The following is a 14,540-nucleotide window of genomic DNA, read 5'->3' as shown; positions in this document are numbered from 1 at the left end:
GAAAATTTGTGTAATTTGTGGTGAAACTTTTTAATATTACCCGTAATGCGCCTCAGTAATAGGTTTTAATTTTGGATCAAGCGTTTCATCATGTTGTGATAAATCAAGTCCAATGTGTTCGTTTTCTTCTGAAACTCTTAGCGGAATAATAAAGTTCGTTACTTTAAACAAGAAATAAGCCCCGAAGAAAGTAAAGATCGAAACCAAAACTAATGCCATCATGTGGTGTCCAAATACATTCCAGCCTCCGTGAAGTAAACTTGCATCTTCGCCGTGAGCAAAAATTGCGGTTAAAATCATTCCCATGATTCCACCAACACCGTGACAGGCAAAAACGTCAAGCGTATCATCAAATCTTTTAGAGAAACGACAATTTACAACCGAGTTTGAAACTAAAGCCGTGATGAAACCAAAGAACATACTTTCAGGAACCGACACAAATCCTGCGGCCGGAGTAATAGCTACTAAACCTACAACAGCACCAATACAAGCACCAAGAGCAGAAACTTTTCTTCCGTTCATTCGATCAAAGAAAACCCAGGTCAACATTGCAGCGGCAGATGAAGTTGTTGTTGTAGCAAAAGCCATTGCAGCAGTTCCGTTGGCAGCAAGAGCAGAACCCGCGTTGAATCCGAACCAGCCAAACCATAACATTCCCGTTCCTAATAATACAAATGGAATATTGGTTGGTATATGGGCACTATTTTTTCTTTTTCCTAAAACCAGTACTCCTGCCAAAGCAGCAAATCCTGAACTCATATGTACTACCGTTCCTCCGGCGAAATCTTTTACGCCAAAATAACTTCCTAAAATTCCTGTTGGATACCAAACCGAATGGCACAAAGGAGCATAAATAAATATCGTAAATAAACTAATGAATAATAAATAAGAGATAAATCGAACGCGTTCTGCAAACGAACCCGTAATAATGGCCGGAGCAATAATGGCAAATTTCATCTGGAATAAAGCAAACAACATAAACGGAATTGTATTGGCCAATTGTTTATGAGGCAAAACACCCACATAATCCATAAAAGCAAAAGTGGTTGGATTCCCGAAAAAGCTATAAAAATGTTCTCCGGAGCCAAAACCTACAGGATCACCAAAAGCCAGACTAAAACCCACTACAACCCATAAAAGCGTTACAACGCCCAAACAAATAAAACTTTGCAACATGGTCGAGATTACATTTTTTCGGCCTACCATTCCTCCGTAGAAAAAAGATAATCCGGGCGTCATGATCAAAACCAGACAACAGGAGGTCAACATCCAGGCAACATCGGCAGGAACGATATGATCGGTTGTGCCAAATTCAGATAATACGTAACTATTTTCAGTAACAGTTGGCCAAAATGCGCCCGTAATACAAACAATACTTATAATAATAAAGGAGATGATCCAGCGTTTTTCTATTTTCATTTTTCAAATACTTTATTGAACCCTATTTTTTTTGGGGTCAAAGTTAAAAAAAAATAAAGATTTTGATTTTAAGGGCTGTTAAAATAGAGGTAGTGTTTTTATTTTAGTCAATTTTGTAAAATTCGATCCATTTTTTTGAGAGTATCTTATTTTGAACTTCTAATTTACGGATAAAATTGTCAATTGTATTATAATTAATTTAGTATTAGAATGGGTAAAGTACTATAAAAGTTAGGATTATAATAAGAAAGTTCGAAATTGTTTATTTTTTCTGAAGCTTCGCAATCAAAACGTCTTCGATAGGCGCTTTTATTTTAGTAACCGCATCCACTTCGTCATTTGGGATTGTCATCGATAACACATAATGCTGAATTTTCCATTCTTTCCCCACTTTAACCAAAACACCCGAACCGCGGCAAATTTTCATCTGCGTATTCAGCAATTCATCAAACCAGGCAATTTTTCCTGATTGATCAAAAAAGATATGACGTTCCAGAGCCGTAAAATTCCAGGTAGTTCCTTTGTCGAAAAATGGTTTAGCCCAAACTTTAAAATCTTTTTTTGTCCAGTTTTCAGTAGCATCAGTTCCTATGAAAATTCCGTCTTCAGCAATTAGATTAAAGTAAGCATCGAATTTTACATCGGCCGCAGCTTTATGCCATGCATCGATAGTTTGACTGACTTTGTCTTTCTCAGAAGTTTGTGCATTTGCAAAAGTTGCAACGAATAATAAAAGGAGGATTGATTTTTTCATGAGAGGTTTTATTTTGGATTTAAAGTTAAGGAATATTGCAGTATTCTTTCACCATATAAGTAATGTAAGTTCATTTAAAAAGTTTCTTTGCGCAATTTTCTAACACATAGAGACATAGCTTATCCTTGTGGGAAAAGGCGCTTCACTAAAAATAAATCGCATAGTACTATGCGAAAAAATCATGATTTTCTATTAGCATCTTCATTCTCCAATTCAAAATCTATGTTTCTATGTGTTTCATCAAGTAATTGTAACATTTATAAGGCTTGTCATAATTAATATGAACTTACATTACTTATATGGTGAAAATTTTACCGCAATCTTAAATTGTCTTATATTACTTATATGGTGAAATCTTACTATATTTGAGAGCTTTAAAAATCTACATCATGAATCCAAAAATACTTATCACCTCCATATTTGTTACTTCCCTGGTTTTTACTTCTTGCAAAAAAGAATTAGAACCACAGGAAAACACACCAACATCTGAATTGGTAAAACTAGGACTGGCAAAAGACACCACAAACACACAGCAAGCAGTAGTTCAGAATCCGGCAACGAATCCTAATACCGTAATGGGTGAAAACAACGGAATAAATCCTGCTCACGGGCAACCCGGACATCGTTGCGATATTGCTGTTGGCGCACCTTTAAACTCAGCTCCAACGCAAGGACAGACAACGCAAACTGCACAACCTGTACAAGTAAATGCGGGTCAGCAAAATGTAGTAACCACAACAACTGTTGCGCCTGCAAAAGTAGCCAAAGGAATGAATCCTGCGCACGGACAACCCGGACACAGATGTGATATTGCGGTTGGAGCACCTTTAAATTCTGCGCCGGCGAAACAACCTGCCACCACTACAGCCCAAAGCGGTACGACATCACAAAACTTTACCGTTACACCACCGCCTGCAAATAATGCAGTTCCGGCCTTATTAAGCACCGAAGAAACAGCAGTAGCAGACGGAATGAATCCAGCACACGGAAAACCCGGACATCGCTGTGATATCGCCGTTGGAGCGCCATTGCCAAAATCATAATAGTAAGTCAATAATAATCTGGGCGTGCCACCAATAAAAAAAGGGGCCAACTATGCAAATCGCTTAGTCGGCCCCTTCTTTTATTGCTGTCGGGCTATCACTGCTACTGCGGTAGCTTAGCTCTATCCCAATGTCATTAAGTTAAGCACTTTTGATCTAATAATGGTTAATTCTTTTTCGCGCAAAGACGCAAAAGCGCAAAGGTTTTAGGCGTAAACTTGGCGGCTTGGCGACTTTGCGTGAGATTTATTCGGTACAGTATTGCGGCTGTTTTTCTTAACTTAATGACATTGAGCTCTATCCCTCACGCAAAAAAAATAGATCATGTGTAAAATAAATGAGATAAAAAATATTTAACACATAGAAACATAGATAATAAAATAAAAAGAATGCAAAAAAGTAAACATCTTTACTTCACATAGCTCTGTGTGCTTAAATAAGTGAAACGCCTTTTTTCTGCATTTACATAGTCTATGTTTCTATGTGTTAAAATCAATTTTGTACCAACAAGTTATATTTATCAACCCTTATTCAATCTCAAAAATCGCCTGAATTTCTACAACAGAATTTATCGGTAACGAAGCAGCTCCAATAGTTGCTCTCGCGTGTTTTCCTTTTTCGCCAAAAACCAAAGCCGTCAAATTCGAAGCCGAATTCATAAGTCCGGCATGTTGCGTATATTCCGGAGTGGTATTAAAATATCCTGTTAGTTGCACACATTGTTTTACCTTGTTCAAATCGCCTCCGCAAGCCTCTTTCAATACCGCAATTACATTTAGCATTGTTTGGTATGTGGCTTCTTTCGCCTGATCTTCAGTAACTGTTGCGCCAACTTTACCCGGATTCAGGATTTTGCCCTCTTTCAAAGCGACTTGATTAATATATACTTTATGATCCGAAATCGTAAACGGAACATAATTTCCAACCGGTTTAGGCGCTTCAGGAAGCACAATATTATTGTCTTTTAATGTTTTGTTGATATCACTTTTACTTTCAATCGAAGTTGTTTTAACACCTTTTATGTTTGCCGTATTTTTCAATCCCGATGCCACTCTTGCCAAAGCTTTTCCTTGTTCTTTAGCCAGATTCAATTCGCTTTGCGACGGACGAGTTCCGGTTGATCCCGCTAATGAAGTGGCACCAAAAGGCGTATTTCCTTGCGGAACCGTTTTGTCTAAAGTAGCCGTTCCCATAATTCCGGTTGGTACAATCACCATTCCGTGAGATGCCAGGATATTCCAGAAAGATAAAATCGCAGCTTCTTTTCCTGCGCCCGATCCTGCCGACATGAATACGGTTGCCGGTTTTCCTTCCAGAGTTCTTGATGTCCAAAGCGGAATACTCTGGCTGAAAAAGTAATTCATATCAGCACTAATATTCGCAAAATGAACCGGACTTCCAAAAGCGATTCCGTCATAATTGGCCAATTCTTCTATTGTTGCAACAGGTAATTTCTCTACCTCAGCATTTAGTTTTTCTTTTGTGTTAATAGAAGGAACACGTTTTAAAATTGCTTTTGTATTAGGATATTCCTGAACACCTTCGGCAATTGCTTTTGCCATTTTGTATGTTCCGCCGTTTTGAGAATAAATCAAAACCAGCACATTGGTTTCAGATGATTTTGTTTGCGCAATGGCACCAAAACCTATAAAAACTGTGATTAATAATACGAGTAGTTGCTTTTTCATGAAGATATTTTTTAATAATTTGTAATGGACAATCTCAATTAAGAAACTGTTTTTATTTCAAAAACGAGTTCCTTTTTTGGGACTGCAAAATTACTTCTTACAATACCAAAAAGCGTTATTATTATCTTAATTGTCCAATGAAGCATAGTTAATTTTAGTCCCATCGGGACAACATATTTATAGAAAACAACAGGATGATAGCTTCTATAGCTCCATCAGTGCGGCACATCTATAGAACAGCATGACACTATATTTATAGCTCCATAGGAGCGAAATATTTATAGAAAATTAAAAACAACACCCACCAGAACCCCGTCGGGGTGATATATTGAATCGTGATAAAAAGCATATGCCGCACCGCTGGAGCTGATTTTAGGGACGGATAATAAATTAGCTATAAATATGTCGCTCCTATGGAGCTGTAAATTAAAAATTATAGGTTTGTTTTTTGCCAAGACCTGAGCAACAGCAGACAGGCGAAGCCATCTTCAAAATCTCCATGAAAAAAAATTAACACATAGAAAGTAGATTAATCATTTTAATCCTTTAATCTGTGGTAAAATAATTTTAAGAATTCAAAATCTATGTCTCTATGTGTTTAAAAGATAGCCGCATATAAATAGATCAGAAAAAAAATCTGCAAAATCTGCGTGAGACAAAAATATATTAATCATTCTAATCTGTGAAATCTGTGGCAAAATTTTCTAACTTCGAGAAAACAAATCGCCTTATGATAAAAAAAGCAATTGTATACGGAGCAAGCGGATTAGTAGGATCTTATATTCTCGAAACATTGTTGAATAACGCCAATTACGAGCAAGTCATAATTGTAGTCAGGACAGCGCTGAACATTGAGCATCCAAAACTAAAAACCATAATTGGAGATTATAATTCATTATCCGAAGTTGTAAAAGGTATTCAGGCAGATGAAATTTTTATTGCGCTTGGTACCACGCAAAAGAAAACCCCGGATAAAAAACTCTATTATCAAATCGATCATGATTATCCGGTTTTAGCCGCAAAACTGGCCAAAGAAAACGGAGCAAAAGCAGTTTTTCTGGTTTCGGCAATTGGAGCAAATGCAAAATCGTCAATATTTTATACGAGGATGAAAGGCGAAACCGAACAGGATATTATCAATCTGAATTTAGATCACACCAATATCTTTCGTCCATCGATGATTTTAGGAGACAGAAAAGAAAGCCGGCCTCTGGAAAAAGTCTTTATCGGAATATTCAAATTCATCAATCCGTTGTTTGTGGGAGAAATGAATAAATATAAAGGAATAGAAGCGAGCGATATCGCCAAAACAATGGTAAAGAGTGCGGACCAACTCAACGAAAAAGTCAAAATACTGCAGTGGGAAGAAATGACCAAATTGCTGAAATAAAAAATGGCATTATCCTGATTAGAGATAATGCCATTTGCATTTGATATATATAAATTAAAACGATTTCTGTTTTTCGAAAGTCGTAGTAAGTGATTTTTTTGCTTTGGCAAGAGCACCGCTAAACGCTTTTTCAATTGTTTCGGAGTGGTCTGTTACGGTTAAAGGTTGTAAATTGGCTACACGAACTTCAATTACGCATTTTTTATCGTTTAAGCTGAATTTTTCTCCATTTTCATCTCCAAAATGTACTTCGATGCGGGTTATTTTTTCTTCAAAACGCGCTAAACCTTTTTCTAATTCTTCAGAAAAATAAGCTGCTAATCTTTCGTGTCCTTCGATGTTCTTGTCGGTATTGATTTGAATTTTCATATCGGTTTATATTTAATGATTATTCTCAAAGCTATCTATTTTAGAATGAAAAGCCAAGTGAGTTAATAAAACATTATGAAAAAATGTTGGAGAATTTCAAGGCCATTTTTTTATCAGACTTAGCGATTCAGAAATGTTATTATCGAACGCGGATTTAACGGATTCACTTCGTGAAAACGCGGATAAGAACAGATTTTTTTATTGTATTTTTTGTCAGGCCGAAGGTCCCGAGACTTCGGGAGAAGCCCTGTAATAATAAGCAAGTTAAAAACTAAGAAAATTACCCGTAACTTTTTTGATTTTCGTATGTTTGCAGTCCTAAATGCAAGAACTTATGATCTCAAAAAAACTTTGTGCCCGTGTGGTATGGTGGCGGTATTGGAAACAACTGCAACGCTCTTGCAGCGTAGGACACCTAACCTGCGCGGGTTTTATAATTCCTAAAATGCAAGATTATGAGTATAAACACCCTTTCAAAAGAAACCGAATTGCGGTTAACTGATTTCTTCAGCAATTCGATTGATCCTGAACTAATGGCCAAAACCATCAGAAAATTAAATTATATCCTCGCCTTAAGCATAATGCGGGATTGCGAAACTCTCGAAACCGAAAAAACAAACCTCGAACAAGGTTTTTATTGGCTCAATGAATTAGCAGAAATTCTAAATCCTTATCTGGATGTTGAATAATTAAAAATGAGAAAAGCCACTGTGAAAAGTGGCTTTTTTTGGTTTTTTGTTTTTTCCGCCTGCTTTGTCATTTCGAAGAATGAGAAGCGCAACATTGTCAGGCTGAGCGAAGTCGAAGCTCCGTTGCGATTTTCAAACTTGTCTTTCTGCAATTGTGTTTTAACAATTCAGATTCTTTTAATTTTAAATTTTGTTATGTGTTCGCATACATTACATTTTACAAAACTATTATCATCAACAAACATATCGATTTCAATTTCGTAATCACAAACAGGACAATTGTAAATTATATCTATAAGTTCTATAGGCGGATTAAGTACAGTTGGTATTTCTAAGATTGAATATTCTAGCATGTTTTTTAAAATTAACCAAATTGTAGATAATCATATATAAAATCATTTATTTCTTCTCCTTCAGAATCAAACTTCAAAATAATTCTTGAGCATAAATTATCAACCCAATTTTCAATTTCTTCTAAAGAGTGAATGTTATTTAGAAAAGTTAAAAGTTCATTTTGATCTGAAAAATCATCTATGAACATATTAATATCTTCTTTAAAACTATCTGCATAATTTTCATTTGGTTGAGATAAGTAATTTTCTAAATGCTGAATTTTTTCATTTAAGGTTAACATAGGAATTTTATTTCAAAGATAAATAAAAACCTGACTATACTCCGTTGTTTTAGAGTCTACATTTTGCAACTTTTGTTAACATGGATATTAAGCAAAAATTCGGACTTAAAATTAAAGAGCTTAGAAAACTCAAAGGATTATCTCAAGAAAAGCTAGCCAATTTAGCAGAGATAGATCGAACTTATTTGCCAACTATTGAAAAAGGTGAAAGAAATGTTTCTATTGAAGTTGTTGAGCGATTAGCAAATGCTTTGGATGTAAATATAAAAGATCTTTTTGATGAATGATATTAATATGATTGTAATGAATAAAGTTGAGGATAATTGTAAAACAATACTCTAATAGAAAATATGAGCGAAGAAAATATAAGTATTACAAATGTATTAGAATTCATTAGGGTTAAGGCTGAAGAATTTGGAGCAAACAATGATAAGGAATTTAATAAATCATATGTTGAGAGGAATAATACCAAGCCAGATGTACTTAAAGATAGAGGAGCTTTTTTTGGTTTTATTCATCCGGAGGAAGAATCTGGAGGACCATTTCATGATTTTTCATTAACTATTTTCCCAAGTATTGACAATAAACCTTGGTTAGTTTGTTTAGGTATTGGGTCAAACGGTTTCAAAAATGATTACGAGCTTGCCAACTATCCTGGAGTAAGAAGACTTTTTTCAAAACTTATTAATGAAAAAGGTTATTGTAAATCAGATTTTGCAGATATAGAAACACCTCTACCAAAAACGATTGCTAATAGTGAAGATCTAGAGCAAATAAAAAATACAATAAAGACTTATACAAAAGTTTTACCTGCTTGCCAAATTGTTGAAAATCCTGAAAGTGAAGAAGGAAAGAAAATAATAACTGCATTTGTTGCTGGTTATGCGAAACTTAGAAATTGGCCATCTAATAAGGATCAACGTAAAGCAATTTCAGACGCATTAAATCCTTTTTTTGAAGAAGATAAAATAAATGAAGTTGAAGAAATAAAAAATCTCCTTAGTGAGAGGAAATATGTTGTTCTTCAAGGATCTCCCGGAACCGGTAAGACTAGAACGGCGAAGGAAGTTGCAGAAAAAATGAAAGCAAAAACATTTTTTACTCAATTTCATGCAGAAACAAGTTTTTCTGATTTTATATTCGGTATACGACCAGATTTGAATAATGAAAATCTTAGCTATAAAGAAAATTTAGGGATTTTAACTAAGGCTTTGAAGCATGCAAAAGAAAATGACGAAACCACACTTTTGATAATTGATGAGATTAACAGAGCAAATCTTTCTAATGTTTTAGGGCCAATTTTTTATTTGTTTGAACACAAAATGGACAAATGGGATGTTGAAATAGAAATTTCTCCAGATTTTAAAATTAATAAATTACCTAATAATTTCCATGTCATCGCCACAATGAATACGGCCGATAGAAGTTTGTCGGTAATTGATTTTGCTTTGAGAAGAAGATTTGCATGGTATAATTTAAAACCAAGACCTATTATTGGTAAAAAGAAGAATTTAGAAAATGCTAGCGTATATGAAATAAATAATTCTGAAGAATACTTCTTTTTTGAAGATTTTTTAAAAATTAATGAAATTTTTGATTGGTACGCTTCTAGTAATGAACTTTCATTACAACCTGGACAAGGCTACTTTATTGCAAAAAGTGAAGAAGAAATGAAAAGTAGAATTCAATATGAAATATTTCCATTGATAAAAGAGTATTTGCAAGAAGGATTGGTTAGAAATGCCAAAGAAGAATTCAATAATTATTTTACTTCACGTATAAATCAATCACTTTTTGAATGAGTAAGCCATTAGATGTTTTTTTTGAGATACCTTGCCTAACTGAACAATCCAGACAGTTAAGTGGAATTTATTTGCAAAAAAAATGGTTTAAATCAGCGGATCGGAGAATTATCGGTCAGAATCTTCAAAAGTTTATAGAATACAATTTAACTCAATTTAAATTTTTAGGTATTCAGCCATTGATAATTGGTACTGATCAAAATACTTCCCTAGTTTTTCGATCATCTGGCTTTATTGGAACTATTCCACTAAGAGCATCTGATACCGGTAAACAAATAGGTGATTTTGTAGTAATGCCAAGATTTACTGGTCGTGATCGCTTTGAAGATTATATCGAAATTCTGAATTTACTTGGTGGTGAAATAAGCCCTGAAGTAATTGATAGCTTATCTCTTGCTTCGGGTAAAAATTTCCGACCACCACTATATTTAGAAGCGGTAAAATTCATTGCCTCTCTTGAAGTATTATTGTCTAAGCCTTGGTGTAAATTTGATAATGTTGAAAAAATATCAAATCAACCAAGTGGACAAATCAATTGGAACAAATACATCAACAATGAATTCAAAATTGAAAATCGATTAAAGTTTCCTATCCGAAAAAATATATTAAGCGAATTTCATAGTGAGTATGCAGAAGTACGTTATGTATTTGACATTTGTAAGGGCGAGTTGCTTTCTCCAAATACTCCTCAAAGAATTAAAAACACAATGAGAGCAAGGATAAATTTCATTGAAGAAAAATTATACTATCACAAACCGAAAATAACAAATAACATTACAGTTAAAACATCTGATAATGTAATTGTAAAATCTTGCAAAGAACAAGCTAATAAGATATTAAACTTTGATCTAATTGATTGTACTGCCTGGAGAGTTGATTTTTGTGATGTTTTTGAAAAATTTGTTCAATATATTTTCAGAGAAGTTGCTAAAGAAACTGGTGGTAGATTGTTTTCAAATTTTAAATTTCATTCTAAAACTACTAAACATTATTCTTGGGAGCTAAAGCATATTGAACCGGATGCTATTTATCAAAAGGAAAATTTCATGATATTCATTGATGCAAAATATAAATCAAATTTATATAATAAGTTTAGTAACAGTGGAGCTCTCCAAGATGATTATAGACATGACTTACATCAGATTATGGCTTATTCTTCATTTGGTAAGACAGATTTAAAGTTTGGTTTTTTATGTTATCCATCTGACCAATTAGAAATAAAAACAATTGAGTATAAAAACAAAATAAATGAAGTTACAAGTATGATTTTTGTACTTGGAATACCATTAAAAAAAGACTGTATATTTGAAGCAAAACGCTTACTTATAAAGGAATTTAATATCATAGAAAATATGATAAAAATCTAAATTATCAATTATTAATATTTCTAAACTTCTTATAAAACCAAAATCTCTAGCCCTGATGGGAACGGCATCCTTTTGTTGCTTTCTTTAAGCAATAAAAGATATAGTGGACAGCAGGAAATAGCTCCTAGAAAACTAAATTATAATATTTTATCCCGAAGCATTGGGACCAAATTCCAAGTTGCAAAAGACTCTTCGACTTCGCTCAGAGTGACAAATCTTTGGCGAGTTACTAGTGTGATCTCTCCTTTCGTCGAGATGACAAGATTGTGGTAAGTTTTGCGATAATTGATTCGTTCGGAATTGCGATAAAAAAACTACTTCTCCTTCTTTCCCCATTTAATTTTCATTTTTCCTGCATCATCAACTGCAATTAAATGCAGGACAATTCCGCGTTCTCGAACGGCGTCACGCTCGGCTTTGGTGGCGAGTTTGATGTCGTTTTTGGAGTTTCGGAGTGGGATGGTAAGGGCGAGATTGGTGCCTCGGCCAAAGGAATAAATACCTTCTGCATCGAGGTTTAAGACGCTGGAACTAATGGTGAAATTATTGACATCGATTTGCTCGCCGCGCAATTTTAGAGTACCGGATAAATCGCTAAACGTGATATTCTCGACATCGCGGAAGGGAAAAGCAAACTTGCCAATTTTTACGATAGGCTCAAAGTTTAACAAAGCGCCCTGATTGACGTTGAATATCAGATTGCCGTGCATAGAATTGGTGATCAGTTCGCCATTGCTGTTGATAAATCCGGTAACATTGGCCTTACTGCTAAGTTTTCCTTTGATGTTATTGGGCTTAAAAGACGTAACGCCAAAGTTGTTGAACGATTTTAAAAAACTCGCAATATCTACACGATTTACCTGCGCGTTAGAGCTAAAGGCAAAGTTTTTTCCGCTTGGTTTTACTTCACTGTCAAAAGTGATGCTTCCGCCGGAAGTCTGCAGCGAACCGTTTTTAATAACCAATCTCGAATCGATCATCTGCACGGTTGCGGTCGTGTTGGTCGCCGTTAGTTTATTGTAGTTGATTTTGTCGGCTTTGATGTCGATAACTACAGCACATTTGTCGATTACGGTTCTTAGATGATTCGAAATCGTGGGTCTTTTAGTGGTTTTGGCAGTGACTTTTGCTTTTTGAGAAGTGGCCAGAACACCCAGAAATTGTTTCAGGTCGATATTGGGACAATAGATTTTCCAGTTTACAACCATTTTTTCAGGTGCATCATAATAAAGGTTCAGGAAATTGTCGATTTTTCCTTCGATGAAAATCGTGTTCTTATTGTGTTTGTAGGTGATTTGTTTGATCAGCAGCGCTTTTTCGGTAAAATCAAGATGAATGTTGGTTTTTACGGCATGAACATTTTTCGGGATATAATGAAACGAAGCGTCATCGACATCTACTTTGCCAATAAAACGTGGTTTGGTGATGTACAAATCGACAATATCAAACTGAAATTTCAGATTGGCTTTTGCGTGTCCGGAACTGAACTGAATCCATTTGTCGTTGCTGATTTGGTTGAGTCTTTCGACATCAAAATCAGAACTTACGTTTCCGGTGGCCAATGGTTTTTCGAGATTGTTAATCGTCAATTGCGGAATCGTAAGGGGAATATTCTCGTATTCGCCCGCAAACTGTGTTAAGATAATAGCCGAATTGGCATCGTTGTAACCGTCTTTTGGTTTGAAATTATTGGTAAAAATTCCTTTAAAATGACATTTTTGAATTATCCCGTCGGGAATACTCAATTCGTTGTCTTTTATAATGGCCTGAACGACAATTCTGGGATCTCCTTCGGCATTAAAATCACCTTTGATGTCGCAATTGACGTCGATGGGTTTGCTCAGATTAAAGCGATTCAATTTTGAACTGATATTGCCGGACAGTAAATTTGAGGCATTTTGCCATAAAATAGAAGTCCCAATATTGATTCCGAATAGCGCGTTTCCTTTGGCAAGATTAAAAAAGGCAATGATATCAAAAGAATCTGTTCCTATTTTTAGATTTCGGGTTACGACATCAATCTTCTCTTTTTTGGAAGAATATGAAACATTAAAAGTTCCTTTGAGTTCTTTTTCTTTGGCAAAACTTCCGTGCACGGTATTAAAAGCCAGACTCTTTATCTGCGTATCCAGAAATACATTAGTTTGCCAATCATCTCCGTTATAATCGACTTTTGTGGTTAAATTGGCCACATCAAAATCGAATAATTTATGCCCAAGCCGATTGTCAAGAATAAAATGTACGTCGTTGAGTTCGACCTGATCAATTGTGGTTTCCCGATCTGATTTGTTTTCAGGAGTTTTTTTCTTTTTAGGTTTAAAGATATCAGCATTCGAATAGCCATCTTCGGCTTTATAAACATAAATGTTGGCGCCGTTAATGAGGATTTTGTGAATGTTGATTTCGTTATGCAGTAAACTCCAAACGTTTAAGCGGGCTTCGATTTCGGTCGCTTTCAGTAAAGTGTGTTGGTGTGTCGCCCATTGATTGTCTTTGAGTTCGACATCTTTTAAGGCCAAAGTAAAATTAGGGAAACCAGTTAAAAACTTATAATGAAAATCGCCAATATGGAATTTTCCGTTGATGTTTTCGTTGATTTTGGTATTGATCCTGGCAATGATTTCGGTTTTATTTCGATTAAAATAAATCGACAATCCACCACAAGCGATTAATAACAATGCAATGAGTCCCAATATGAAAAAGCCAAAACGCTTTGCATATTTTTTGAAATGAACGGATTGAAAGAAGTTTTTGATGTGGCGTAAAATTGTTTTCATCTCGTGGAATTTTCTGGATCATTAAAGATAAGGTAAAAAACTGACGTTATTCTAAAAAGATGACTCTCAATTATGCGTAAGGTAAAACTTATGATTGGATTTTTTCTTGTTAATTATAATTATTGACAATACATTTATAATGAAAACTAATCTGGTTATGGTGTTTCATTAGTATTTAATTTTTAAATTTGTACTTTAGTTTGAGATGAAATAAATTCAGACAATAATTTTAAAAAGACAAGAAATTATGGCATTAGCAATAACAGATGCTACTTTTGATGAAGTAGTTTTGAAATCAGATAAACCTGTAATGGTAGATTTTTGGGCAGCATGGTGCGGTCCTTGTAGAATGGTTGGTCCAATCATTGACCAAATCAGCGAAGAATACGCTGGTAAAGTAGTTGTTGGTAAAGTAGATGTAGATGCTAACCAGGAATTTGCTGCAAAATATGGTGTGCGTAACATACCAACCGTTTTGGTTTTTCATAACGGTGAAGTAGTAGGTAAACAAGTAGGAGTTGCTCCGAAACAAACCTACGCAGATAGTTTAGACGCTTTGTTGTAATCGTAAGATTATGATTTATATAAAGAAGGTTTGGCGAAAGTCA

Annotated in this window: 13 protein-coding genes; 7 read left to right on the top strand and 6 right to left on the bottom strand. The window is 34.9% G+C overall.

The features are described 5' to 3' along the window. Nucleotides 1-36 precede the first annotated feature (36 nt). Together B0A67_RS17720 and B0A67_RS17715 are read right to left on the bottom strand one after the other, a co-directional pair. Nucleotides 37-1,419 (bottom strand): ammonium transporter, encoded by a 1,383-nt coding sequence (locus B0A67_RS17720; protein WP_072955198.1) that lies wholly within the window; start codon nt 1,417-1,419, stop codon nt 37-39. Nucleotides 1,420-1,681: 262 nt separating this feature from the next. Further along, the gene (locus B0A67_RS17715) at nt 1,682-2,173 is read right to left on the bottom strand and encodes a nuclear transport factor 2 family protein (RefSeq protein WP_072955195.1); all 492 of its coding nucleotides are present in this window, start codon (nt 2,171-2,173) and stop codon (nt 1,682-1,684) included. Nucleotides 2,174-2,562: 389 nt separating this feature from the next. On the opposite strand from B0A67_RS17715, the gene B0A67_RS17710 reads away from it, so the two are divergent. Then, nucleotides 2,563-3,216, top strand: coding sequence for a hypothetical protein (locus B0A67_RS17710; RefSeq protein ID WP_072955191.1), 654 nt, complete (start codon nt 2,563-2,565; stop codon nt 3,214-3,216). Nucleotides 3,217-3,743: 527 nt separating this feature from the next. Here B0A67_RS17710 and wrbA read toward each other — a convergent pair. Then, nucleotides 3,744-4,904, bottom strand: coding sequence for an NAD(P)H:quinone oxidoreductase (gene wrbA / locus B0A67_RS17705; protein WP_072955188.1), 1,161 nt, complete (start codon nt 4,902-4,904; stop codon nt 3,744-3,746). Between the two features lie 730 nt (nt 4,905-5,634). Between wrbA and B0A67_RS17700 the strand changes: the two genes are divergently transcribed. Further along, nucleotides 5,635-6,294, top strand: a complete 660-nt coding sequence (locus tag B0A67_RS17700; RefSeq protein WP_072955185.1) for an oxidoreductase — start codon at nt 5,635-5,637, stop codon at nt 6,292-6,294. A gap of 54 nt (nt 6,295-6,348) precedes the next feature. Here the strand turns inward: B0A67_RS17700 and B0A67_RS17695 are convergent, their stop codons facing one another. Continuing rightward, entirely contained in the window at nt 6,349-6,663 is a 315-nt protein-coding gene (locus B0A67_RS17695) for an HPF/RaiA family ribosome-associated protein (RefSeq protein ID WP_072955183.1), read from the bottom strand. 455 nt (nt 6,664-7,118) lie between these two features. Here B0A67_RS17695 and B0A67_RS17690 point away from each other — a divergent pair, with 455 nt between their 5' ends. Beyond that, entirely contained in the window at nt 7,119-7,352 is a 234-nt protein-coding gene (locus tag B0A67_RS17690; protein WP_072955179.1) for a hypothetical protein, read from the top strand. 364 nt (nt 7,353-7,716) lie between these two features. On the opposite strand, the gene B0A67_RS17680 is transcribed toward B0A67_RS17690, so the two are convergent. Next, on the bottom strand, nt 7,717-7,986 hold the full coding sequence (locus B0A67_RS17680) for a hypothetical protein (RefSeq protein WP_072955171.1): 270 nt from the start codon (nt 7,984-7,986) through the stop codon (nt 7,717-7,719). Between the two features lie 80 nt (nt 7,987-8,066). Here B0A67_RS17680 and B0A67_RS17675 point away from each other — a divergent pair, with 80 nt between their 5' ends. The 3 genes from B0A67_RS17675 (at nt 8,067) to B0A67_RS17665 (ending at nt 11,155) form a co-directional block, all read left to right on the top strand. After that, nucleotides 8,067-8,273 (top strand): helix-turn-helix domain-containing protein, encoded by a 207-nt coding sequence (locus tag B0A67_RS17675; protein WP_072955166.1) that lies wholly within the window; start codon nt 8,067-8,069, stop codon nt 8,271-8,273. A gap of 63 nt (nt 8,274-8,336) precedes the next feature. After that, nucleotides 8,337-9,788, top strand: coding sequence for an McrB family protein (locus B0A67_RS17670; RefSeq protein ID WP_242670983.1), 1,452 nt, complete (start codon nt 8,337-8,339; stop codon nt 9,786-9,788). Then, the gene (locus B0A67_RS17665) at nt 9,785-11,155 is read left to right on the top strand and encodes a hypothetical protein (protein ID WP_072955163.1); all 1,371 of its coding nucleotides are present in this window, start codon (nt 9,785-9,787) and stop codon (nt 11,153-11,155) included. The genes B0A67_RS17670 and B0A67_RS17665 overlap by 4 nt, the downstream gene beginning before the upstream one ends. Before the next feature lie 314 nt (nt 11,156-11,469). Here the strand turns inward: B0A67_RS17665 and B0A67_RS17660 are convergent, their stop codons facing one another. Further along, the gene (locus B0A67_RS17660) at nt 11,470-13,932 is read right to left on the bottom strand and encodes an AsmA family protein (protein ID WP_072955160.1); all 2,463 of its coding nucleotides are present in this window, start codon (nt 13,930-13,932) and stop codon (nt 11,470-11,472) included. Nucleotides 13,933-14,179: 247 nt separating this feature from the next. Here B0A67_RS17660 and trxA point away from each other — a divergent pair, with 247 nt between their 5' ends. Further along, the gene (gene trxA / locus B0A67_RS17655; RefSeq protein WP_041516662.1) at nt 14,180-14,497 is read left to right on the top strand and encodes a thioredoxin; all 318 of its coding nucleotides are present in this window, start codon (nt 14,180-14,182) and stop codon (nt 14,495-14,497) included. The last annotated feature ends 43 nt before the right edge of the window (nt 14,498-14,540 follow it).

It is taken from the genome of Flavobacterium aquidurense (assembly GCF_002217195.1).
Taxonomy (GTDB): Bacteria; Bacteroidota; Bacteroidia; order Flavobacteriales; family Flavobacteriaceae; genus Flavobacterium; species Flavobacterium frigidimaris.
The sequence above is the reverse complement of the archived record's forward strand: the minus strand, read 5'-3'. Positions and strand labels throughout refer to the sequence as shown.